Annotated in this window: 20 protein-coding genes and 2 tRNA genes; 10 read left to right on the top strand and 12 right to left on the bottom strand. The window is 37.9% G+C overall.

Features of this window, described 5'->3' with window-relative positions; all coding sequences use genetic code 11:
• Nucleotides 1–37 precede the first annotated feature (37 nt).
• From rpsO to aroQ, 7 genes are read left to right on the top strand one after another with little or no spacing between them, the layout of a single operon-like run.
• Complete coding sequence (rpsO, locus tag EK17_RS03430) at nucleotides 38–307, top strand: 30S ribosomal protein S15 (protein ID WP_035587424.1); 270 nt, start codon at nucleotides 38–40, stop codon at nucleotides 305–307.
• Between the two features lie 4 nt (nucleotides 308–311).
• On the top strand, nucleotides 312–2,426 hold the full coding sequence (locus EK17_RS03425) for a polyribonucleotide nucleotidyltransferase (protein ID WP_035587422.1): 2,115 nt from the start codon (nucleotides 312–314) through the stop codon (nucleotides 2,424–2,426).
• Nucleotides 2,404–3,594 (top strand): M16 family metallopeptidase, encoded by a 1,191-nt coding sequence (locus EK17_RS03420; RefSeq protein WP_035587421.1) that lies wholly within the window; start codon nucleotides 2,404–2,406, stop codon nucleotides 3,592–3,594. The genes EK17_RS03425 and EK17_RS03420 overlap by 23 nt, the downstream gene beginning before the upstream one ends.
• Before the next feature lie 10 nt (nucleotides 3,595–3,604).
• Complete coding sequence (locus EK17_RS03415; protein ID WP_035587419.1) at nucleotides 3,605–4,729, top strand: pyridoxal-phosphate-dependent aminotransferase family protein; 1,125 nt, start codon at nucleotides 3,605–3,607, stop codon at nucleotides 4,727–4,729.
• Nucleotides 4,722–5,645: an ATP phosphoribosyltransferase regulatory subunit gene (locus tag EK17_RS03410; RefSeq protein WP_035587418.1), complete on the top strand. Its 924-nt coding sequence runs from the start codon at nucleotides 4,722–4,724 to the stop codon at nucleotides 5,643–5,645. The genes EK17_RS03415 and EK17_RS03410 overlap by 8 nt, the downstream gene beginning before the upstream one ends.
• Nucleotides 5,642–6,907, top strand: coding sequence for an adenylosuccinate synthase (locus EK17_RS03405; RefSeq protein WP_035587416.1), 1,266 nt, complete (start codon nucleotides 5,642–5,644; stop codon nucleotides 6,905–6,907). The genes EK17_RS03410 and EK17_RS03405 overlap by 4 nt, the downstream gene beginning before the upstream one ends.
• Nucleotides 6,904–7,338: a type II 3-dehydroquinate dehydratase gene (gene aroQ / locus EK17_RS03400; RefSeq protein ID WP_035587414.1), complete on the top strand. Its 435-nt coding sequence runs from the start codon at nucleotides 6,904–6,906 to the stop codon at nucleotides 7,336–7,338. The genes EK17_RS03405 and aroQ overlap by 4 nt, the downstream gene beginning before the upstream one ends.
• Here the strand turns inward: aroQ and EK17_RS03395 are convergent.
• From EK17_RS03395 to EK17_RS03355, 9 genes are all read right to left on the bottom strand, one after another.
• A complete protein-coding gene (locus EK17_RS03395; RefSeq protein WP_051904399.1) occupies nucleotides 7,316–8,419 on the bottom strand; it encodes a formylglycine-generating enzyme family protein in 1,104 nt (367 codons plus the stop codon). The two genes, aroQ and EK17_RS03395, sit on opposite strands and share 23 nt — an antisense overlap.
• A 45-nt stretch (nucleotides 8,420–8,464) precedes the next feature.
• Complete coding sequence (locus tag EK17_RS03390) at nucleotides 8,465–9,364, bottom strand: MBL fold metallo-hydrolase (protein ID WP_035587413.1); 900 nt, start codon at nucleotides 9,362–9,364, stop codon at nucleotides 8,465–8,467.
• Nucleotides 9,365–9,401: 37 nt separating this feature from the next.
• The gene (locus EK17_RS03385; RefSeq protein ID WP_035587412.1) at nucleotides 9,402–10,934 is read right to left on the bottom strand and encodes a peptide-binding protein; all 1,533 of its coding nucleotides are present in this window, start codon (nucleotides 10,932–10,934) and stop codon (nucleotides 9,402–9,404) included.
• Nucleotides 10,935–10,937: 3 nt separating this feature from the next.
• Nucleotides 10,938–11,255: a preprotein translocase subunit SecG gene (gene secG / locus EK17_RS03380; RefSeq protein ID WP_051904398.1), complete on the bottom strand. Its 318-nt coding sequence runs from the start codon at nucleotides 11,253–11,255 to the stop codon at nucleotides 10,938–10,940.
• Complete coding sequence (tpiA, locus tag EK17_RS09470; RefSeq protein WP_035587411.1) at nucleotides 11,248–11,985, bottom strand: triose-phosphate isomerase; 738 nt, start codon at nucleotides 11,983–11,985, stop codon at nucleotides 11,248–11,250. Before tpiA ends, secG begins: the two co-directional genes overlap by 8 nt.
• A complete protein-coding gene (locus EK17_RS09465) occupies nucleotides 11,982–13,166 on the bottom strand; it encodes a phosphoglycerate kinase (RefSeq protein ID WP_035587410.1) in 1,185 nt (394 codons plus the stop codon). The genes tpiA and EK17_RS09465 overlap by 4 nt, the downstream gene beginning before the upstream one ends.
• Nucleotides 13,166–14,179, bottom strand: coding sequence for a type I glyceraldehyde-3-phosphate dehydrogenase (gene gap, locus EK17_RS03365; protein ID WP_035587408.1), 1,014 nt, complete (start codon nucleotides 14,177–14,179; stop codon nucleotides 13,166–13,168). Before gap ends, EK17_RS09465 begins: the two co-directional genes overlap by 1 nt.
• A gap of 75 nt (nucleotides 14,180–14,254) precedes the next feature.
• Nucleotides 14,255–14,329, bottom strand: a tRNA-Glu gene (locus tag EK17_RS03360).
• Nucleotides 14,330–14,336: 7 nt separating this feature from the next.
• Nucleotides 14,337–14,410, bottom strand: a tRNA-Gln gene (locus tag EK17_RS03355).
• 210 nt (nucleotides 14,411–14,620) lie between these two features.
• Here EK17_RS03355 and EK17_RS08965 point away from each other — a divergent pair.
• Together EK17_RS08965 and EK17_RS08960 are read left to right on the top strand one after the other, a co-directional pair.
• Entirely contained in the window at nucleotides 14,621–16,888 is a 2,268-nt protein-coding gene (locus EK17_RS08965) for an HD domain-containing phosphohydrolase (RefSeq protein ID WP_084675069.1), read from the top strand.
• A gap of 91 nt (nucleotides 16,889–16,979) precedes the next feature.
• Nucleotides 16,980–18,746 (top strand): DUF505 domain-containing protein, encoded by a 1,767-nt coding sequence (locus EK17_RS08960; RefSeq protein ID WP_051904396.1) that lies wholly within the window; start codon nucleotides 16,980–16,982, stop codon nucleotides 18,744–18,746.
• A gap of 6 nt (nucleotides 18,747–18,752) precedes the next feature.
• Here EK17_RS08960 and EK17_RS03340 read toward each other — a convergent pair whose 3' ends face one another.
• Genes EK17_RS03340 through EK17_RS08955 form a run of 3 tightly spaced genes read right to left on the bottom strand, consistent with a single transcriptional unit; the run spans nucleotide 18,753 to nucleotide 21,775 of the window.
• Complete coding sequence (locus EK17_RS03340) at nucleotides 18,753–19,688, bottom strand: tRNA dihydrouridine synthase (RefSeq protein WP_035587407.1); 936 nt, start codon at nucleotides 19,686–19,688, stop codon at nucleotides 18,753–18,755.
• Entirely contained in the window at nucleotides 19,688–21,013 is a 1,326-nt protein-coding gene (gene rho, locus EK17_RS03335) for a transcription termination factor Rho (RefSeq protein WP_035587406.1), read from the bottom strand. Before rho ends, EK17_RS03340 begins: the two co-directional genes overlap by 1 nt.
• Nucleotides 21,014–21,043: 30 nt before the next feature.
• The gene (locus EK17_RS08955; protein WP_051904395.1) at nucleotides 21,044–21,775 is read right to left on the bottom strand and encodes a zinc dependent phospholipase C family protein; all 732 of its coding nucleotides are present in this window, start codon (nucleotides 21,773–21,775) and stop codon (nucleotides 21,044–21,046) included.
• A gap of 151 nt (nucleotides 21,776–21,926) precedes the next feature.
• Here EK17_RS08955 and EK17_RS03325 point away from each other — a divergent pair, with 151 nt between their 5' ends.
• Entirely contained in the window at nucleotides 21,927–23,033 is a 1,107-nt protein-coding gene (locus EK17_RS03325; RefSeq protein WP_035587405.1) for a glycosyltransferase, read from the top strand.
• The last annotated feature ends 19 nt before the right edge of the window (nucleotides 23,034–23,052 follow it).

Here is a 23,052-nt window from a genome sequence, read left to right as displayed (position 1 = left end):
TCAGCTGGAAATTATAAAGGAAGGAGTGAAGCTTAAGATGGCGTTAGACAAACAGCAGAAGTTGGAAATCATAAAGAAATTTGGGGCAAATGAGAACGACACAGGTTCTCCAGCTGTACAGATAGCCCTTCTGACAGCAAGAATCAAGTATCTCACAGAGCATTTTAAAGAGCACCCCAAAGACTTCCATTCCCGCAGGGGATTGTTGAAGCTTGTGGGTCAGAGAAGAAAGCTGTTGAGGTACTTAAAAGAGCACAACTTTGAAGATTACAAGAGAGTTGTAACAGAGCTTGGCCTGAAGGGTTAAGCCCATGGTTAAAGTAGAAAAAACCATAAACGGCAAGAAATTTTCTATAGAGACGGGGTGGTATGCGAAACAGGCTGATGGTGCCTGTGTTGTCAGATTGGGTGATACGATGGTGCTTGCCACAGCCGTATCATCAAAAGAACCCCCCAAAGAGTTTTTAGATTTTCTACCTCTAACTGTTAATTATCAGGAAAGATTCTATGCAGCAGGCAAAATCCCCGGTGGTTTTGTAAAAAGGGAAGGTAAGCCCACAACACATGAAACGCTGGTTTCAAGACTAATTGACAGATCTATAAGGCCACTATTTCCAAAAGACTACAAGCAGGAAATACAGGTTATTGTTACAACAATTAGTGCAGATGGAGAAAACGATCCAGCCATAATAAGCATACTTGCAGCATCATGCGCTTTAAGCATATCTGATATTCCATTTTTAGGGCCTGTTGCAGGCGTGAAGGTATCAAGGATAAACAACAGACTGGATGTTTTTGCATCGATGAAGGAATTGGAGGATTCCAGCCTTAATTTAGTAGTTGCAGGCACAAAGGATGCCCTTAATATGATCGAGGCTGGTGCTTTGGAGCTTAGCGAAGATGAAATGGTTGAGGCAATCCTGTTTGGCAAAAAATATATAGATGAATTGATAGAGCTTCAGCATGAGGTTATTACTCAGGCTGCAAAACCCAAAAGGGAGTATATACCGATCGATGTATCTGCTGATATTGCAAGCAAAATTGAAGAACTTGCTATAGATGAGTTGACCGAGGCTATCAATATAAAGGAGAAAAAGAAGAGAAACTCAACAGTTGAGGCGATTCTAAATAAGGTTGTAGGCAAGATAACTGCTGAATTTGAAGGTGAGGAATTTATAGAGGAAAAGGCAAAAGCCGCCTTTGAGGATGTTGTAAAGAATATCGTAAGGACAAAGATAATAAATACAGGCATAAGAATAGACGGTAGAAAGTTAGACGAAATAAGACCTATAAAATGCGAGGTCGGCGTATTACCACGGGCTCATGGCTCTGCAGTGTTTACGCGTGGCGAGACGCAGGCGCTTGTTGCAACAACGCTGGGCTCAAGGGAAGATGCTCAAATCGTTGACGATGTTTCAGAAGAAGGTTATGAGCGGTTTATGCTTCATTATAACTTTTTGCCGTTTTCAACCGGTGAGGTTAAAAGGCTTGGACCGCCTGGTAGAAGGGAAATCGGCCATGGCAATTTAGCAAAAAGGGCTGTTGAGCCGATGCTTCCAGAAGAGGAAGAGTTTCCTTACGCAATAAGGGTTGTCTCTGATATTTTAGAATCAAACGGTTCAAGCTCGATGGCTACTGTGTGTGGTGCAACTCTGTCTTTGATGGATGCAGGAGTCCCTATCAAAAAACCTGTTAGCGGCGTTGCTATGGGGTTAATTAAATATGAAAACGGCTATGTGATTTTGACAGATATTCTTGGTGATGAAGACCACTACGGCGATATGGACTTTAAGGTTGCAGGCACAAAAGACGGCATCACAGCCCTTCAGATGGATATAAAGATCACAGGCGTCGATGAACAGCTTCTAAAAGAGGCTCTCTACAGGGCAAAAGAGGCACGCATGTTTATCCTGCAAAAGATGTTAGATGTGCTACCCACACCAAGACCTGAGGTTTCAGTGTATGCACCAAAAATCAAAAGCATGACCATAGATCCAGAAAAAATCAAAGACCTTATAGGGCCGGGTGGCAAAACAATTAAATCAATCATAGATCGTACAAATGTCAAAATCGACATCAATCCCGATGGCAAAATTAATGTTTTTGGCGGTCCTGACTCTAAACTTGATGAGGCTGTAGATATAATAAAAGAGATCACAGCAAATATAAAGGAAGGTGATATTTTAGAAGGTGTTGTAACGCGCATCGAAAAATACGGAGCATTCGTAAAAATCCTTCCAAACAAAGAAGGCCTTCTGCATATCTCCCAGATCTCAAACGACAGAATCCACAATATAAACGATGTTTTACATATCGGAGATCGCATAAGGGTTAAGGTTACAAACATCGATGACTTAGGAAGGATTGCCCTAAGCAGAAAGATCCTTCTAACTGAATCCTCAGATGAAAATAAGAAAGATCTATAGAGATTCAAGAAGCGTTTCGGCGGGGATTTTTGTCCCTGTCGGTAGCGCCTTTGAAGATGGCTTTGAGCAGGGCCTTTCCCACTTTATAGAACATATGCTCTTTAAGGGCACAAAAAAGAGAAGCTATAAAGAAATAGCAGCAGATATAGATCGATTGGGTGGTGTTATTAACGCATTCACATCAACAGAATATACGGGATTTTACATAAAGGTCTTGAGAGATTATTTTTATGAGGCATTTGATGTATTGGTGGATATAATATCGAACTCGACAATTCCTGAAGATGAACTCAATAAGGAAAAAGGCGTTATAATCGAAGAGATAAATATGACAAACGATAACCCCGATGATGCTGTGTATGAGGCTTTTATGGAAAATGCCATTTCAGGCACATACGGCAAATCTATACTGGGCAAAAAGGAGTTAATAGAGGCTTATACAAGAGAAGATCTGCTTAAATTTATGGGAAAGCACTACAAACCCGAAAGTATGGTTTTAAGCATAGCAGGTGGCTTGCAAGATGATAAACTGCATCTGCCAGAAAGTTTCTTTTTTGAGAAATACGCATCAGAAAGCACCATAGAGCCTTCATTTTCATTCAAACCCGGCATAGATGTGGTAAAAAGGGATATATTCCAGACAAATGTTGTTCTGGGGTGTAGTTTTATAGATGTATATGATGAAAGAAAGTATGCAGCTTATGTATTAAATGAGGTTTTTGGTGGAACGATGAGCTCAAGACTGTTTCAATCAATAAGGGAAGAAAAATCACTCTGCTATAGCATCTATTCAACGGTTAAATTCTACAAAAAGGGCGGATTGTTTTTGATTAATGCTGCAACATCCAACAGCAATACACAAAAACTTATAGATTCCATAAAAGAAGAGATTTTAAAACTAAAAAGGGATTTGATAACAGACAGAGAGCTTGAGGATTCAAAAACCCATTTTATAGGCAGCTACGGTTTATCACTTGAATCGACCCACTCTGTAATGATAAAGCTTGCATCGGATGAGCTGATTTACGGCAGATACCTGCCTGAGGATGAGATTATTGCAAAAATCAGAGCTTTAAAGATGGATGATATTGCAGAGATTATTGATTTAATTGACATAGATAAATTTCACATAACCTGCCTTGGCAATATTGACTCTGTTGAATGGTAGGAGTTTAGCTATGAAAAGATATTTAATGACACCTGGCCCAACGCCCATTCCGCCTGAGGTTTCACTGGCGCTTGCAAAACCCATTATTCATCACAGAACGGATGAGTTTAAAAAGCTGTTTGATGAAACAATAAAGCTTTTAAAATCAGTGATGCAAACCAAAAACGATGTGGTTATTTTTTCATCAAGTGGCAGTGGTGCAATGGAGGCTGCTGTTTCAAACCTGATTGGTGAGAGTCAGAAAGCCATAACAATCAATGCAGGTAAGTTTGGAGAAAGATGGACAAAATTGGTTAAAGCTTTTGGTGGTGTTCCTGTTGAGTTGAAGTATGAATACGGTGATTATGCAAAGGCTGAGGATATACAAAAAGCCATTGAAAAAAACCCCGACATAAAGGCGGTTTATATTCAGGCAAGTGAGACATCAACAGCTACAGCTCACCCAATTGATGAAATAGGATTGATGCTTAAGGAAAAATACCCCGAGATTGTATTTGTCGTTGACGGTATTACAGCATACGGTGCAATCGATGTTAAAACCGACAGATGGAATATCGATATTGGTATTACAGGCTCTCAGAAGGCGTTGATGCTGCCGCCTGGCTTGAGTATAATCTCTATATCCCAAAAGGCAAAAACCATCATAAAACAAAACTCAAACAAATACTTCTATTTTGATATATTGGGTGAAATCGGTGCATACGGTAAATTTACACCACCTGTTGGATTGATCTTTGGTCTGAAGGAATCAGTAAGCATTATTCTCAATGAGGGGCTTGGAAATGTATTCAAAAGACACAGTCTGCTTGCAAAAGCAACAAGAGAGGCAGCAAAAGCCATAGGGCTTAAGCTTCTATCAAAAAGGCCTGTGGATTCTTTAACAGCGATTGTGATGCCCGATGGTATAAATTCTTCAGATGTAATAAAACAGATGAAAGAGCTTGGAGTGGAGGTCTCAAACGGGCAGGGTCATCTAAAAGGAAAGATAATCAGGATTGCCCATCTTGGATACTTCTTCAAACCCGACATCATTGTTGGAATTTCTGCCCTTGAGATAGCCTTAAAACAGTTGGGTGTTGAATTTAACTTTGGAGAGGCAACTACAAAAGCTATGGAGATATTTTCTGATGAATAAAATTCCATCAGGCAGCGTCCAATTTTTTGAGCCTCTATCATCCATCAGAAGAAAGGCAGAAAATACAATTATAGAGCTATTGGCAAAACATGGTTATAAAGAAATCGTTACACCAACATTTGTTTATGAAGACAGCATCAGCGAATATCTGTTTGAGCCACTTAAGAAAAAACTATTTAAAATTGTTGATAAAACAAACGGCCAGACGATGATTCTGAGGGCGGATATTACGCTGCAGCTGATGCAGGCTGTGCTGTTTGGTAACTTTACATTCCCTGCACGGGTCTGTTATGCTCAGGATGTTTACAGGGATATAAAGGAACATTTAGGTGAAAAAAGGGAGTTCAGACAGGTTGGTGCAGAGCTGTTTGGCATTAAAGATTTAGATGCAGATATAGAGATTATTAAACTTTCTATTGAGGCTTTAAAAGGTGTAGGGTTTGATGGGCTTGTTTTAAAGATCGCAGACACAGATATACCAGAAAACCTCATCAAACAGTACAATCTAAATGCAGAACAATCGCAAAAAGTGAGGGAGTTTATAAACAAAAAGGATATATCATCAATACTGAAGTTAGATATAAACGATGGCCTCAAAGAAACACTTCTAAAGCTTCAAAAAAGCAGCGGCTATTTTAAATTAGACAGTTCTATAAACAATAAGGTTTTTGAAACAGCAAAGGCAATAGCCGATACTTTTGAAGATATAAAAATCTACTGCGATCTGTTTTTTGATGAATATCCTTTATACCATAGAGGCATAACATTTGAGATATTTGTTGATAACAAAAGGGTTTCAGTTGGTGGCAGATACGGCAATATAACAAAAAATTTAGGCAAATACTTGCCTGCCACAGGTTTTGCTATAAATCTTGACGATGTGTGTTATCTTTTATTTGAAAGAGGTGAGGCATGAACAGACTGGTTGTTGGCGGTCAGTGGGGCGATGAAGGAAAGGGAAAAATCGTTGATATATTAGCACAAAATGCCGATGTAATCGTGAGATATCAGGGCGGCAGTAATGCGGGGCATACCGTATGCGTGGGTGATAAAAAGTTTATACTTCATCTGATACCCTCAGGCATTCTGCATGAAAACAAAATTTGTGTTATAGGAAACGGTGTTGTAGTCGATCCAAAGAGTTTGCTTGAGGAGAAAAAAATACTTGAGGATTTGGGTATTGAGGTTGAAGGAAGGCTGTTTATCAGTGAGAAGGCGCACCTTGTTATGCCCTACCATAAAGAGTTTGATGCAAAAAAAGAAGCCGTATTGGGAGAAAACAGTATCGGCACAACAAAAAGAGGAATAGGTCCTACATATACCGATAAGCATGCACGGGTGGGTATAAGAATTTGTGACCTTGAAAATCCTGATGTATTTAAAGAAAAACTCAATGCAAACATTAAGTTTATCAATAAACTGTGCGAGCTTTACGAGATTGAACCGTTTGATGCTAACAAGATATTTGACGAGTATATGGATTATGCTCAAAAGATTAAACCATTCATAAGAAACACAGTGTATTATCTAAACGGCGTTTTTAAAAACGGCAGAAGCATTCTCTTTGAAGGCGCACAGGGCTCTTTGCTTGATGTAGATTTTGGCACATATCCGTTTGTTACAAGCTCACATCCCACAGTGGGTGGAGCATTCAGTGGCACGGGTTTACCGCATAAGGCTATTGACAGGGTTATGATTGTTGTTAAAGCCTACACAACAAGGGTGGGCAATGGGCCTTTTCCAACCGAGTTAACAGATGAGGTGGGCAATTATATCAGAGATAACGGTGCAGAATACGGCGCAACGACAGGTAGACCCAGACGCTGCGGATGGCTTGATCTGGTTGTTGTAAAATACGCAGCCATGATCAACGGTGCAGACGAAATTGCTTTAACAAAGCTTGATGTCTTAGACGGACTTGATGAGATAAAGGTGTGCGTGGGCTATGAGTATCAGGGTAGAAAAATTGGGTTTATTCCATCCCAGCTTGAAGAGTTTGCCAAATGTAAACCGATTTACAAAACATTTAAGGGGTGGGATAAAACAGCCGGTATAACAGATTATGAAGACCTGCCAGAAAACGCAAAACGCTATCTTGAATACATCAGCATGTTTACAGGTGTCAGGTTTGCATTTATTTCAACAGGTGCAGAAAGAAAGCAGACGATAGAGCTATGAAAATAGCAGTTGTCAACGGCCCAAACCTCAATCTGCTCTCAAAAAGAGAGACTGATATTTACGGGAAATATTCTCTTGATGAAATAAACAATATGCTTTTGGATAAAGCGCGTGTTATGGGCGTTGAGCTTGATTTTTTCTTCTCAAATACAGAAGGCGAAATTGTAAGCTACATTCAAACGCTCTTTGATTGGGATGGTTTAATAATTAATGCAGCTGCCTATACGCATACAAGCATAGCTATCAGGGATGCCATAAAAGCCGTTAAAATTCCATTTGTTGAGGTACATATATCAAACATCTTTGCAAGAGAAAACTTCAGGCACACATCGTACCTATCCGATATTGCATTGGCTGTTGTTTCAGGATGCGGGGCATACGGTTATTTGTATGCCCTTGATTATCTTGTCAGGGTTCTAAAACAAGTCTAAAGCCGATAAAATCATCTCTTAAGCCGGGCATATTGTTGCTTCGCGCTGAAAAGCGGTTATACCTGAAGGCATTTATCCAGCTACCGCCCCTGACCACTTTGGCAAGTGATTGATAGGGGTTCAGGTATACGGGATCTTTTTTGTTTTTCATTAAGCTATAAGCTTTTGAGTAGTATGTATCGTAGCACCACTCAGCTGCATTGCCGATCATATCGTATAAACCAAACGGGTTGGGCGGAAAGCTACCAACAGGCGCTGTTGCAACATAGCCATCCCTGCAAGGAAAATGCTTCTGTGAAAAGATATATTTCTTAAGCTTCTTATAAGCAGTTATATCATAAACATTTGCATATTTGCAGGCGTTTTTGGGATTTTGCCAGGGTGTATCCCTTTTTATACCAGCCCTTGCAGCATACTCCCACTCAGCCTCTGTAGGCAGTCTGTAAACCTCTCCTGTTTTTAAGTAAAGCCATTTTAAATACTTCTGAATTTCATCCCATGAAACATTTACAACGGGTTGATTGGGCTGGTTGAGTTTATAGATCTTTCCGTTTCCGCTGTTATGTGATGGGTCAAACATGTTAAATTGGGCATTTGTTACCTCATATTGACCCATAAAAAAACCACTTACACAAACCCTGTGTCGTGGTTTTTCATCCGGTTGAGCGTATTTATCTTTGGGATTTGCACCCATTTCAAAGCATCCGCCAGGAATATACACAAACTTCATACCCAATGCATTTGTGTAGTGTAAAGGCCTCACAAGTAAAGACCAACTGCTGCCTTTGGGTATGCCGCCTGGAAAATCCTTATAAACATCCCAGAGAATTTTTTTATCAGGACCAACTTTTACAATGCCTACATCACCTTTGAGATGCAGGTTTCTTGTAACATATACCCTCTTTTTTATTTTTACCTCTATACCCACTACAGCTTCCTGAAAAGGCTTACCTTCAAGGTCGTAGTAAAATACGAGATAGTTTCCATCCCACTTAACTTCCACATTTCTATAGCCAAGACCGTATGATTTTAAAGAGAAAAACATCACAATTATAAATACGACCAAAATATTCTTAACCACTTCATCCTCCCCCAATTATATCGGATGAATTTAATAAGCATTTACCTATTTAATTGCATTAATCCAGTAAATAGTATTATCGTTTACTTCAATGTTTAAAACCTTTTCTCTATAAAGAGCTGTTAAATATGCCATAACGGATGTTTTTAGCACAAAATAAGACCTTGCATTTTTTATCTTAATGCCACAAAAATCACAAACATCTTTTACAAGCTCTTCAGTTGTTTTCTTTTTGAGAGTATCTTCTTTTATAAATCTCTCTATATTTTCTATAACCTCAATATTCATCTCAACAAGAGACTTTATACTGTTGGTATGTTCTCCATGAGAAGGAACATACATATTAAATTTGCTCTTTTTTAAATAATCAAGAGTGTTTTTTAATTGTCCAATATCAATATGATACGGTATGGGATGCCTTTTTAATACCCTTTCGCCAAACACAACATCAGCGCAAAACAAAACTCCCTCTGCTGCAATACCAATTTGATTGGGAGAATGACCCGGTAGTTTAATAATCTTAAGCTCAATATCATCGAAACCAAGATAGTTTTCATCTTTCTCTATAATATAGTCAACATGGGATGGTGGAGCATTGAGGATTCTAATCATCAAGTCATCAATAGGCCATGCCCCACTGAAAAAGTATAAAGGTTCAAGAATTGGTGTCTGTATTATACCCGCCTCAATTTCTGAAGCATATATTTTTACTGATGCATATTTCTGTATATAAGCATTACCACCACAATGATCTCCATGAGAATGAGTATTTATTATGGCTTTCGGGTAAAGATGATTTTTTTCTAATAGCTGCAAAATATTAGCTGCAGTTTCATCATCAAGTCCTGTATCTATTAAAATAACCCCATTCTTATCATTTATAACACCTATATTCGTGCTACCTTCTATATAAAAAACATTCTCAGTAAGTTGAATTAAATTCATTAAAAAATATTATACAAGTTTTAAACCTTTTTGTTAATCAATATCTCCAGTCTATGAAATTATACATAATACCTGCTTTTGCAGGCTTTATACCTTTGATATCTTTATTTACAGCCACTATCGATGTTGGATAGTATAGAAAAATATAGGGCAGCTGAGATGTGATAAGGTCGTTTATTTTTAAATAGAGTTTTTTTCTTTTTTGTGGATCAAAGGTTTTTCTTGCCGTCTCAATGAGCTTATCAACCCTTTTTGAGTGAAAACCAACAAAGTTAAATCCTCCCTTAAAATCACTCTTTGAATCCCACAGGGAGTATTGATCGGGGTCAGCACCAAGCTGCCAGCCCAAAATCACAGCATCAAAATGCCTTTCGTTAACTAAATTTAAAAAAGCCTGCCACTCAAGAATTCTTATTTTCATATCTATGCCTATCTTTTTTAAGTAGTATTGAATCATCAACGCCGCGTATTTTCTTTGAGTATTGCCTTCGTTGGTATAAACTGTGAAGCTAAAGCGATGCCCATTTTTATAAAAAAATCCATCGTTTCCCATTTTATATCCAGCCTCTTTCAAAAGCCTGACTGCCTCTTTTGGGTTATACGAACAAACCTTTTTATCAACAAAATAGGGTGAGTTTACAGGGTATATACTATCTGCCACTCTGCCAAATCCAAAAAGAATCGTTTTTTTGATCTCCTCACGATTGATAGCCATACATATAGCCTTTCTAACCATCAGATCCTTAAACATCTTTAGTTTTAAATTAAAACCCAAATAGGTGTATCCGCCCGATGGCTCAAAATAGACTTTGTAGTGTTTTTTATCCTGTCTTGAAAATTCAAACTTATACTGAAGTGGCGTCAAAGATAGCATATCCAATTTTCTGTTTTTTAATTCAAGCAAAGCAGTTGTTTGATCGGGTATGATCCTGTAGATAATCTTATCGATATAGGGCTTGTGAATAAAATAGTGATTGTAGGCTTTCAAAATTACATACTGAGATGTTTTGTATGTAACAAATCTATAAGGCCCTGTGCCTATGGGTTTGCGATTAAACTTACAGGTTGCAATATTTTTAACATTTTTTAGAAGATGTTGCGGCACGATACCCATCATCCAGGAGTACAAAGCAGGTGCAAACGGGTAAGGATATTCAACAACAACGGTATAGATATCAGGTGCATATATTCTTTTGATTATTTTATATTTCCCTGAATATGGCGTCGGTGTGTTGGGGTTTACAATCAGTTTATAGGTAAAAATAACATCCTTTGCACTAAAAGGTACACCGTCCTGCCAGAAAACATTTTTTCTTAAATGGAATATTATTTTTCTGCCACCATCTTTGATCTCATAGCTTTTTGCAAGATCGCCCACAATTTTCATATCCTTGTTCAGCTTGAGTAATCCATTGAAAATATAGGACGATATTTCAGCCGATGAGGAATCAACGGCAAGAAAAGGAATGAATCGTTTGGGGTTAGCCCCGAGTGAGAAATAAACCACCCCCGCCTGGGCTTTCAAAATAAATAAAAATACAACTATAGCCGCAAGCAGGGGCTTTTTCATTGCCTATTTTGTTATCGGTTTTGCGCCTTTTGGAAGGTTAACAGTTTTTGAAGGTGTTGTTTTAACATGCTCTATCAATGATGCGTTTTTTGATTTATAAACGATGTAGGAGATGCTGATAGAGTTTAGCATAAAAACAAATGCCAATCCCCATGTGATCTTTGCAAGAAGGCTCATGCCACCTGTTGGTCCAAACAGGGTATCAGCCGCACCTGCACCAAATGAAACACCCATCTCTGCGCCTTTGCCCTTCTGCATTAAAATCAAAACAACCAGTATAACACCCAAAAACACCTGAACAGCTATAAGCAAACTAAGCACTACCTACCCCCTTTGCTTTTTCAAACGCAGCAATTATATTACTAAAACTATCAGATTTCAAGCTTGCACTACCCACCAGAAAGCCATCAACATTATCTATATTTCCAAGCTCAAAAGCGTTTGAATCTTTAACGCTCCCACCGTATAGAATTGGCACATTCTCAACAAGCTCCCGTATAAAGTTATGCATTTGAGTGATGGTTTTAACATCAGCTGCAACACCTGTTCCAATAGCCCACACAGGTTCATAAGCCACCACAACTTTTTCTAAATCGATACCGTCAAGCGCTGAAACAATCTGCCTTTCCACAACATCAAACGCTTTATTCTGTTCTCTTTCCTTCAGTGTTTCACCCACGCATACAACGACTTTTAAATCGTTTTCTATCGCAGCTTTAACCTTTTTGTGCACCTCAATGTCACTTTCAGAAAATATATGTCTCCTTTCAGAGTGTCCCACTATTACATACTCACAACCCAGGCTCTTAACCATGGCTGCAGAAATTTCACCCGTAAATGCCCCTTTCTGCTCAAAGTAGATATTTTGAGCACCCAACTTTAGATGTGTTTGTTTAAATATTTCAAAAACAGGATGGATAAAAACGGCAGGTGGAAACACAATAACCTCAACAGAGGCTTTTATATCTTTTGCCATATCTCTTGCAACATTCAAAGCCTCTTCCAGAACAAAATGCATTTTCCAGTTTGCAGCAACGATAAACCTTCTCATTCTTTCTCCTCCAGAACCTCAACAGCAGGCAGCGTTTTGCCTTCAAGTAGTTTCAACGAAGCACCGCCACCGGTTGATATATAGCTCATATTATGCGCCTGATTGGCTCTTATCACAGCCTCTGCTGTATCACCACCACCAACCACACTCAAAGCCTTCAGCCTGCCAATAGCCTCAGCAATTTTATTTGTGCCGTGAGCAAACTCTTTTTTTTCAAAAACGCCCATCGGTCCATTCCATACAACAACCTTAGCATCGGATAGGGCTTCTTCAAACAACTTAACCGTTGCTGGCCCTATATCAAGCCCCATCATATCTTTTTTTATCTCCTGATAGGTGCAGTAGCAGGTGTTAACCGTATCATCGATGGAAGCAGAGCATAAGAAATCAACAGGTAAATATAACTTTACATTGAGTGTTTTTGCCTTATTTAGAATATTCAAAGCCTCATCGATCAGCTCATCCTCAACAAGGCTTTTGCCTGTTTCATAACCGAGTGCTTTTAGAAATGTAAAGGCCTGAGCACCACCAATTAAAATTTTATCGGCCTTATCTAAAAGATTAACCAAACAATCAAGTTTACCCGAAATCTTGGCACCACCTATAACAGCAACAAACGGTTTTTCCTTGATTTCAAATATTTTTGCAAAATACTCAAGCTCCTTTTTAAGCAGAAAACCAGCCACAGCCACTTTTGCAAGTTTTGCAAGGGCATATACGCTTGCATGTTTTCTATGGCAGACACCAAATGCATCGTTTACATAGATATCAAATAGTTTTAGAAGTTTAGCAGCAAATTCCTCTGAGTTTTGCTCCTCACCCGGATAAAATCTCAGATTTTCAAGCAAGGCTACATCGCCTACATCTAAACCTTCAAGTTTTTTAAGCTCATTTTCATCATCAAGATCCGATATAAAAACCACATCCCTTGACAGAAGTGTGGAAAGCCTTTTTGCAACAGCTCTTAATGAATACTTCTCATTTTTTTTGCCTTTAGGTCTGCCAAGGTGGCTTGCAAGTATAACCTTTGCCTTATTGTCTATGGCATACTGAATTGTTGGAAGCGCTGCTTTTATACGTGTATCGTCTGTTATATTGCCGTTTTCATCCATAGGCACATTAAAATCGCATCGTATAAAAACCCTCTTACCCTTTAAATCAACTTCATTGATAAACTTCATCAGAATCCCTCATTTTTAATTCTCAAAATCAAATCTCTCAGACGGGATGAGTAGCCCCACTCATTATCATACCAGCTTAAAACCTTAACAAGTCTGTTATCTATAACCATCGTTGAGAGACTATCAAACATGCTTGAGTGAGGATTGCCGTTTAAATCCTTCGACACCACAGACTCTGTTAAATATTCCACAATGCCCTTCATAGATGTTTCGCTTGCTTTTTTAACTGCTTCATTAACAGATTCTATCGTTGCTTCTTTTTCGACCTCTACAACTAAATCAACAATGGAAACATTGGATGTTGGCACCCTCATCGATATACCATCAAGCTTACCTTTCAGCGAAGGCACAACAAGACCCACAGCAATGGCTGCTCCTGTCGTTGTTGGAATAATATTCTCTGCTGCTGCCCTTGCCCTTCTCAAATCGCTATGAGGCAGATCAAGTATACGCTGATCGTTTGTATAGGAGTGCACGGTAGTCATAAAGCCGTGAATTATACCAAAATTGTCATGAAGGATCTTGGCAATTGGTGCCACACAGTTTGTTGTGCATGATGCATTGGATATGATGTCGTTATTCTTAAAGTCAAAACCTACATCGTTTACGCCAAGCACAACGGTTGGCACATCGCCGCCTTTGGCAGGTGCACTGATTACAACCTTCTTTGCACCTGCATTTAGATGCAGTGAGGCTTTTTCTTTTGTTCTGAATCTTCCTGTGGATTCAAGCACAAGGTCAACACCAATCTCCTTCCACGGCAAAGCAGAAGGATCTGTATTTGCATAAACTTTAATATGTTTTCCATCAAAAATAATCTCATCACCCTCTGATGTAATCTCATGTTGCCTTAAAACACCGTGAACCGAATCGTATTTTAAAAGATGCGCAAGTGTTTTAGCGTCTGTCAGATCATTTATTGCAACAATATCTATATCTTCATAACCTATACATGTTCTAAAAAAACACCTACCGATTCTTCCAAAACCGTTAATAGCCACTTTTATTGCCACTTTAACCTCCTAAATTAGATTATTTGCCCTTCAGTATACAAAGTGGGATATTTTTTTCAACATTTCAATAAAAAATGGTAGCCCCAAGGGGAATCGAACCCCTGTTTTCGGCGTGAGAGGCCGACGTCCTAACCGCTAGACGATGGGGCCACAAATATGGCTGGGATGCAGGGATTCGAACCCCGACTCGCGGATCCAGAGTCCGCTGTCCTACCGTTAGACGACATCCCAAACCGCTTGAGAATTTTACAGTTTTAACCTTAAAAGTCAAGAATTTTTGCTTCATTGTTAATAACTGCCCCCTGCAAAAAAAGAATATACCATTACTATTTTTTTATTTAAAAGTAGCATCCAAGCAGAGTTTATCTATTCTGTGGATATTATTATTTTTGATTACACAACACACTTGAAAAATATCTATAATTTAGTGATACTCTAAGTATGACACAAATGAGAACCATCGAGGGTGTTTTAAAAAAACTTACATACCTGGTCTTTTTTATATTTATTGCCATTTCAGTTGCTTTCTTGTATGTAGAAAAGAACGAAAAACAAACCATTTACAATTATATCTTAAATGCAAAGATCAAAAAACATAAACAGCAGATAAAACTTGAAACATATGCTGCCATCTCCTTTATAGATGCACAAACAAAAACAATTATGCATGACGAATTTGTAAAACTTGGTTATGCCATTAGACTTGCATCCACCATCTCAAATCATGATAGGAATCCAATTCAAAAATTGAAGGATATAGGATTTGAAAATGGCTATAGATTGGCTGTTTTTTATAAAGATGGCTCAAGTAATATAGATTTTTTAAACTTAAACTACTGCAAGCCATATAAATCAGATTTAAATTTCGTCTCAATCCATTTTTTTATCTGTTCATCCCCCTCAATTAAGGTTAATAATCAGCCGCAAAAATTCCTTCTTGCAACAACAAAACTGAGGCAATTGGATCTTGAGGTTGGTGCATACAAACCGATGCTTGAGGTTGAACAAAAAATCATGGATGTGGTTTTTAAGAAAATCAACGATTTCATATTAGCTGATAAAAATTCAGATAGCTACTTTTTCATAGCCAAAATTTTGAACATAAACGGCGGAGATGCCTTTGCCATGAATATTTTCAACAAATCCAGGGGTATTACTATAGGCAAACCAGCTTCTTCACATAAACCCGATGCAATGGGTAATTACTACAGAGAAAAATACCTAAAAGCCTTAAAAGAAAAAGGCCAGACCTATTCTGTATATTACTATCCCTCACCAACAAGCTCAAAACCGCGTAAAAAGATATCCTTCAGAATGCTCTACAAACCGCTAAACTGGATGGTGGGTACAGGTTTTTATGTTGATAATCTAAAAAAGAACGCTGCGTTGATGGCCGATGAGATATCTAAAAAACTAAAACTTTTCAATCTGCTTTTATTGGGTGTTTTTATTTTATCCATTTTTCTTATAAATGGTGCAGGAAGTGCTCTATCAAAACGGATATCAGAGGATGCATCAAAAATCATCTCTGGCCTTAAAAAATTAGGTAAAACAGAAACACCTATAAAGCTACAGAGCATAGAGTTTGATAAATTTAGAAAAATAGCAGAAGCAATCAATTTAGCCTCAACCCAGATTATCAACAAAAACAATCAGATTGAGCGAAACAGGGTTGAGTTTATCGAAACATTTGTAAAGGTTGTTGAAGCAAGGGATGTTTACACCAAAGGGCATTCTGAGCGTGTTGCATACTATGCAAAGAAAATCGGAGAGATGTTAGGGCTTGATGAGAAGAGACAGCATAATCTCTATATCTCCGGTCTTTTGCATGACTTAGGTAAGGTTGCAATACCCGATGCCATACTGTTAAAACCAGGAAAACTCAGTGAACATGAGTATGAAATAATGAAACTTCATCCGCTTTTTTCATATCTGCTTGTAAAAGACATATCCATGTTTAAAGACATAGCAATTTTTGTAAAGCAACACCATGAGCGTTGTGATGGCAAAGGATACCCCGATGGGTTAAGCTGCAAAGATATAACGCTTGAAGGAAAAATCCTTGCCATAGCCGATGTATTTGATGCATTAACAACCTCAAGGCCTTACAGGGCAGCGTTTTCTATACAGAAAGCTATAACAATTATGAAAGAAAGCGCCTTAGATAATCAAATACTCGCACAGATCGAAGATGCTCTGCCACGACTATTGCTGATTGAAAACGACCAGCCACAGACAACAGATATTTTAAAGCAGATAGAGCAAAGCAGAATGGAGCTGTTTGAAAAAGACCTCTTTAGCGGACTTTACAGGATAAAGGCGTTTCTTGATTTTATCGGTGAGCTTATAAAAAGGAAAAGGGATTACTATATCTTTATGGTTGATATAAAAAAACTAAAAAGAATCAATTTTTTACTTGGCTATGAGGCAGGCAACAGATTGATATTAGAGGTTGCAAAACTTATAAGGGATCTTGAAAACACCTCATTTCATGCACGCATAGGTGCAAACTTCTTTGGTTTTGTATATAAAGGCTCCAATCCAGAAGAAATGGCAAAAATCATAAAAGATAGACTTAGCCAAATAGAGATAGAAGGCCAGCATTTTGAATATTATGTGAGTTTTATTTCCTTAGATGAAGCACAAAGTGCAGAGGAAGCTGTTTATCTACTTGAAGAAAAGATAGAACAAATCAAATATCATTCTTAAGAAATTAATTTTACTGTTTATACCATCTAAAACTTGACTATATATCGCTAAAGCCTATTGTTTTAATAGAAAAAATTTTAGGAGGGAGTTTATGGTAATTAGAAAAAAAGACATCGAGATACTCAAAAACATCAAAAACGGCCAAAAACTAAATCATTCGGATGAGGATGCCTACATTTTAGAGCTTGAAGATCTGTTGAGTTATTCAACCGACGGCAATTACAAGCTTACCTACAGCGGCGAGGCAATTTTAAACCTATTTGAATCGATAGAGAAAAACGGCATTGATGTTTCTAACTGGAAAGATGAGTTTAGATTTATTGGGTCAGAGATCATAGCCATGATAGACTCATCTATTAAAGCAGGTGGTAAGGTTTTTGAAGATTTTGAAAAACCCCTTAAAGAAAGAGGATTTGCAAAAGATGGTAAATTAACAGATGAGGCTTACGAATTGTGGGAGATCTACAGACTTGCAAGGCCACAATTAACGATCGATAGAGAACTTGCAGACCACATAAAATCCCTGCCGCAGGGACCTGCCAAAAGAACAGGTATAATCAATGCAGATGATAAGCTAACAAGAAGGCTTGAGGCTCAAAGACTTATAGCTTTTTCAATGCCACCATCCAATTTCTTTGCATTTACAGGACTGGGTAGAAAAATTAGAGATGCAATTCTAAAAGGCAGCCAGCCGTTTTCCACGGTTGTCAATCTGGATATTTTGCTAAGCATAAAGAAAGCCAGGGAAAACCCGGCCCAGTTAAGTGATTCAGAAAAAGAAATCCTGCTTGCCATGGCTTATATAGATGAGCATAACAGGCTTCTGGCTGCAGGTGAGGATCTATACATGGCATACAAACTCTACAGCGAAGGAGCAATCCTTCTAACACCATCGATTGCGCTGATTTTAGAAGAGATAGAAACGCTCTTTGTGGTCGATGAGCTGTGGCAAAAACACAAAACAAACAAAGATATTATACCAACGCAGAAACAGATAAAAGAGGCTTTAGCAAAAAAAGATGAAGAAATTTCACAACATACAGCCAAGATTCTATACGCACTTGAGTGTTTTGGTCTTATAAGTTCACGCAAAGACGATCGAAACAGATTAATCTATCACATAACAGGCTGGGGTAGAAAGGTTTTAGAGGATCAGAAGGCAAAGAAAAGAGAGATATCATCTCCAGCTGTAAAATGCCTGACCATCACAAGAAAGGAATTCTCAGCCCCCGGCAACGACTGGTATGAAGAGGCTAAAAAAGCAAACCTCGTGGGAGATTTTGGACCAACAAAATCAGGTTCTATGTATGAAGAGCTTGCTATATCTATAGATAGATTAACACACATAACAGATTTTGAGATGGAGATTTTAAGCAAAATTTCTGACAAGAACCCAATTTATTTGAAAGAGTATCAACAAAAATACAACTCAAAAGACCATGAAAAAGTCAAAAAAGCCATAGAGCTGCTTGATGCAAAGGGTTTTGTTGAAATTCTACCTACGGGGATTGTTATTTTAACAGAGGCAGGGGTTTATCTAAAAAAGGCTCTAAGCGGTGTTTCAAGCGGATTTGGCAATCCTGTTACACCACACCTTGTAAGGGTTTTAAGAGCCATCAAAGAGGTTGGAACGCTGTATGAAAAAGAGAAAAAGATCAGAGTAAGACCCGATAAATGGAAAGAGGTAGAAAAATTAAGTGGTCTTGATCCAGAAACATTCGGTGAGGTGATACGGATTGCAAGGCTTGCACGTTTCATTGGCACAAATTCTTTAACAGATGCAGGATACAATCTGTTATGCGCAATAGATGAGCTGAAAAAAAGCTACTCAGAGCTTTCAAGGTGGTTTTTTAACTAAGCCGACCTAAGTCGGCTTTCCCACCTTTTCTATTATCTCAACTGCTTCATAATAATCACTGCATCGATTAATCATGTTGTTGAACTTCTTAACATTGGGGTAGCCTTTTAGATAAGCATGGAAAAACTTTCGAAATTGAGAGATAGCTTTTTTACCTGAAAAATTATAAAGATAACTTAGATGTCTTAACATCACACTTTTTATAAATTCCAGATCTCTTTTTGTATCCCTTTTGCTTAAAAAATCTTCAAAAATAAACGGTTTTCCTATGGCAGCCTGACCTACCATAAAAAATTCACAACCCGTAATAGCTTTAACCCTTTGAAGTTTTTTAAAAGAGTCTATGCCTCCGTTTGCAACAACAGGTATATTTATCAACTCTTTTACATGGGCAATATGGTTGTAGTCAACTTCACCTTTAAAGTATTCTTTCTTTAGCCTTCCGTGTATTGTTATAAAGCTAACGCCTCTATCCTCAATGGCTCTGTATAAATCATCGCTGTTTGGAGCATCGTAGCCCATCCTCATCTTTATGCTAACAGGCTTTTTTGTTGCCTTCACAACAGCATCTATGATTTTTAAAAAATTATCCGTGTCCTTCAAAAGATACGCACCTGCTTTTGCTCTTATTACTTTGGGGGCAGGGCATCCAGCGTTAATATCGATACACTCACACAGATCTTCAACCCGCTGGACCGCTTCTTTAAAAAGCTCAGGCTCACTTCCAAACAGCTGAATACAAAAAGGCTTATCTATCCCATCCCGCTTAAGATACTGAAGGGTCTTTTTATTATCAAAACATAAAGCATTAACGCTTACAAGCTCAGAAAAAGTCAATGCGCAACCAAATTCCCTGCAAATCTTTCTAAACGGCATATCGGTATAACCTGCCATAGGGGCTAAAAGATAGGGATTGCTGACCTTAAGAGAGCCTAAATTCATCAACGATTCATGGAATCTAAAAATTCCTTATTCGTTTTTGTCTTTGAAAGTTTATCAAGCAAAAACAGCATTGCATCTATATCGTTCATCTCGATTAAGATTTTTCTTAATATCCATATTCTGTTGAGTTGATCTTTTGGAACAAGCAACTCCTCTTTTCTTGTGCCAGAACGGGTTATATCTATTGCGGGGAAAATTCTTCTATCTGAAAGACCTCTATCCAAATGCAGCTCCATATTGCCCGTGCCTTTGAACTCCTCAAAAATAACATCATCCATTCGAGAACCTGTGTCGATTAAGGCTGTTGCAATAATGGTGAGACTGCCACCATCCTCCACATTTCGTGCAGCACCAAAAAACCGCTTGGGTTTCTGGAGGGCATTTGAGTCAAGTCCACCTGATAAAACCTTTCCGCTTGGAGGGATTACAGAGTTGTATGCCCTTGCAAGTCGTGTAATAGAATCAAGTAAAATTAACACATCATGGCCATGTTCAACGAGCCTTTTTGCCCTTTCAAGCACGATCTCAGCCACCTGCACATGACGCTCTGGCGATTCATCAAATGTTGAACTTATCACCTCCGCATTTACGGAGCGCTTCATATCTGTGACTTCTTCGGGTCTTTCATCGATTAAAAGCACAATAATTCTTATCTCTGGATGATTCTGGGTTATGCTGTTTGCTATATTTTGAAGAAGCATCGTTTTTCCCGTTCTTGGGGGTGCAACTATTAAACCCCTCTGACCCTTACCAATCGGTGTAATCAAATCCATAACGCGTGATGAGAGATTATCCGGTATTGTTTCAAGTTTTATTCGTTCCATAGGATACAGAGGTGTCAAATCATCAAAGTTCTTTCTTTTTATGGCTTTGTCCGGTTCTTGATAGTTGATCTGTTCTATTTTTAGCAGTGCATGGTATTTTTCCGTATCCTTTGGTGCTCTTACCTGACCATAAACATAATCACCGGTTTTTAAACTAAACCGTTTTATCTGGCTGGGTGAAACATAGATATCGTTTGGTCCAGATAAATAGTTGTTTTTTGCAGACCTCAAAAAACCGTATCCATCAGGAAGAATTTCAAGCACGCCTTCTCCTTTTAAAAGGCTAACTACTTCTACTTTGGGTTGATGTTTCTCGGTGTTCTTTGTTTGATTTTTCTGTTGGGTTTGCAGTTTTTCATCCTCCTTTTGTGTTGTTCTTTTTAAAATCTCCTCGATTAGCTCATTTTTTCTTTTTACGGTTGTTGGAATACCCAAAGTCTTGCCAATCTCAACAAGTTCAACAACCTTTTTATTTGCCAATTCTTCTTTTGTAAAACTCATACACTCCTATCTCCTGATTTTTAAGGTTTTTTATTCGCTGATAGCACTTAATTTTGTTACTGGCGAGTTTTTTCTATGCAAAAGAACATCCATACAAAATTTCTTGGAAAGCTCAAGGTAGTCTTTAATTGTTTCTGTATCCACACACAAAAAGGTCAAAACATTCTGTCTTAGAAATGCTCTTGAAAAATAATCCGTCGTTGAAATCCTTACAAAACCTTTAAAAATAAGCTTGCTTAAGCCAAAACTAAACAGGACACTGTCAACATCATTCTTGAAAGCATCATCAAGATGCGAATTATAGCGGCCAATTATCCTTCTTGCAAGATTTTTATATTGCACATCGCATAGATTTTCAGCCACTGCCTCAACAATTGCGTGTTTTGCTCCTTTAAACCTTTCAAATTTTTTAACCATCAAGCCGTGAACAGCTACATCTGCTGCAAGATGAGAGAGATATCCAATTGCAAACGCTTCCATCTGCTCGTTTTTTGCGTTATCTAAAAGCTTGAATGCAACATCCCAGTTGTGGGAATGCTTCTGTTTGCTGCCCAGGCCCTTTCCCACAATAAAATCAGGTGCCAGTACGCCGTAGAGAAATTCGTTAAGGTTACCAAATACAAGCATCTTGAGATAAGGCTCAAGCTCAGAGACGGCACTTAAAGATACACCAATATGCACCCCCGCTCCCCATGCAAAACTATTCAGAGGAAAAATCAATACTCCAATTATGGCAACAAGAATAATAAGAACAACTGACATCAATTTAATAATACACATAAAACCTAAGTAAAGTCAATAAAAATTGATGTCTTGTCAATACAAAATAAAAATGTTTCCCTTTTTTTGCAAAATAAATTTGGTGACATCCCAAGAAATTTTGATATGATTAGCAAAAATAAGAGGTATTGTTATGAAAATCCTTTATGTTGTCGGTGGTTTGCCCTTTGGAGGAATAGAAAACCTCCTGTTTGATATTGCAATAGAGCTATCAAAAAGAAACATCGATTACAGAATTATCAATATTTCAGGCACAGGAGAAAAAACAGAGGAATTTTTTAGAGCCAATTTACCCGTAGTAAACTTGGGAAACTCAAAGAAAATCCTGAAAACATACAGGCTACCAACAGCAATAAAATTAAGAAATTTTATTAAGCAATACAAGCCCGATATAATCCATTCAATGCAGTTTTCAGCAGATTATTTTTCGAGGATTGCCACAATAGGCATAAAAGACATTAAAATAATCACCCATATTCACAACATAAAAAAAGAAAAAAGATTAGAACGCAGAATTCTTAACAAAATTCTATCATTCAAAACAGATGTTTTTCTTTCAGTTTCAAAGGATGTGTTTAAGGTAGTAGAAAAAGAGCATAATTTGGCAAGAAAACAGCATTATATTTTATACAACGCAATAAATACAAAAGCATTTGACACCGAAACTTCACTAAATCTCCAAAAAGGAATTAAATACATAGCCTGTGTAGGTAGACTGGTGAAACAAAAAAACTTTGATGTGGCAATTAAGGCTTTTTCTTTGATAGAAAAAAATCATCCCGATACACGCCTGCTTATTGTTGGTGATGGTGGAATGAATAAAAAATTGCAGCAACTAACTAAAGATCTGAATATTTACGATAAAGTCATTTTTGCTGGGTACAGAAAGGATGTTCCAGGAATCTTAAAAAAATCATACATGCTTCTAATGCCTTCTGAGTATGAGGGTTTTGGTATTGCCCATCTTGAGGCGATGTATGCTGGTCTTCCAGCTATAATATCACCGTTTGTGCCCTCAAAAGAGATTGCAAGTGAGTGTAGTATTATAGCACCTATTGACCCGCAGCAGATAGCTTATTCTATAGAAAAACTTTTAACAGATGAAGTTCTTTATAAAGAATTATCACTGAAAGCAAAAGAGATAGCCAAAAATTTCACTATAGAAGAATATGTGAACAAGCTATTAACACTCTACTCAAGCCTCATCTTAAACAAGCCGATAGAAAATTTAATCTTATAGGTATCCATGAATAGATGGA

It is taken from the genome of Hippea jasoniae (genome assembly GCF_000744435.1).
Taxonomy (GTDB): domain Bacteria; phylum Campylobacterota_A; class Desulfurellia; order Desulfurellales; family Hippeaceae; genus Hippea; species Hippea jasoniae.
This window is presented reverse-complemented; position numbering and strand designations above follow the sequence as displayed.

What these genes read in the sequence shown, in the direction of transcription:
- EK17_RS08955 (WP_051904395.1), bottom strand. Translation starts at nt 21,775, where the DNA reads ATGTCAGTTGTTCTTATTATTCTTGTTGCCATAATTGGAGTATTGATT.
- rho (WP_035587406.1), bottom strand. Translation starts at nt 21,013, where the DNA reads ATGAGTTTTACAAAAGAAGAATTGGCAAATAAAAAGGTTGTTGAACTT.
- EK17_RS03340 (WP_035587407.1), bottom strand. Translation starts at nt 19,688, where the DNA reads ATGAATTTAGGCTCTCTTAAGGTCAGCAATCCCTATCTTTTAGCCCCT.
- tpiA (WP_035587411.1), bottom strand. Translation starts at nt 11,985, where the DNA reads ATGAGAAGGTTTATCGTTGCTGCAAACTGGAAAATGCATTTTGTTCTG.
- EK17_RS03405 (WP_035587416.1), top strand. Translation starts at nt 5,642, where the DNA reads ATGAACAGACTGGTTGTTGGCGGTCAGTGGGGCGATGAAGGAAAGGGA.
- EK17_RS03390 (WP_035587413.1), bottom strand. Translation starts at nt 9,364, where the DNA reads ATGAATTTAATTCAACTTACTGAGAATGTTTTTTATATAGAAGGTAGC.
- rpsO (WP_035587424.1), top strand. Translation starts at nt 38, where the DNA reads ATGGCGTTAGACAAACAGCAGAAGTTGGAAATCATAAAGAAATTTGGG.
- EK17_RS09465 (WP_035587410.1), bottom strand. Translation starts at nt 13,166, where the DNA reads ATGAAGTTTATCAATGAAGTTGATTTAAAGGGTAAGAGGGTTTTTATA.
- EK17_RS03325 (WP_035587405.1), top strand. Translation starts at nt 21,927, where the DNA reads ATGAAAATCCTTTATGTTGTCGGTGGTTTGCCCTTTGGAGGAATAGAA.
- EK17_RS08960 (WP_051904396.1), top strand. Translation starts at nt 16,980, where the DNA reads ATGGTAATTAGAAAAAAAGACATCGAGATACTCAAAAACATCAAAAAC.
- EK17_RS03420 (WP_035587421.1), top strand. Translation starts at nt 2,404, where the DNA reads ATGAAAATAAGAAAGATCTATAGAGATTCAAGAAGCGTTTCGGCGGGG.
- aroQ (WP_035587414.1), top strand. Translation starts at nt 6,904, where the DNA reads ATGAAAATAGCAGTTGTCAACGGCCCAAACCTCAATCTGCTCTCAAAA.
- EK17_RS03410 (WP_035587418.1), top strand. Translation starts at nt 4,722, where the DNA reads ATGAATAAAATTCCATCAGGCAGCGTCCAATTTTTTGAGCCTCTATCA.
- EK17_RS03425 (WP_035587422.1), top strand. Translation starts at nt 312, where the DNA reads ATGGTTAAAGTAGAAAAAACCATAAACGGCAAGAAATTTTCTATAGAG.
- EK17_RS03385 (WP_035587412.1), bottom strand. Translation starts at nt 10,934, where the DNA reads ATGAAAAAGCCCCTGCTTGCGGCTATAGTTGTATTTTTATTTATTTTG.
- EK17_RS08965 (WP_084675069.1), top strand. Translation starts at nt 14,621, where the DNA reads ATGACACAAATGAGAACCATCGAGGGTGTTTTAAAAAAACTTACATAC.
- EK17_RS03415 (WP_035587419.1), top strand. Translation starts at nt 3,605, where the DNA reads ATGAAAAGATATTTAATGACACCTGGCCCAACGCCCATTCCGCCTGAG.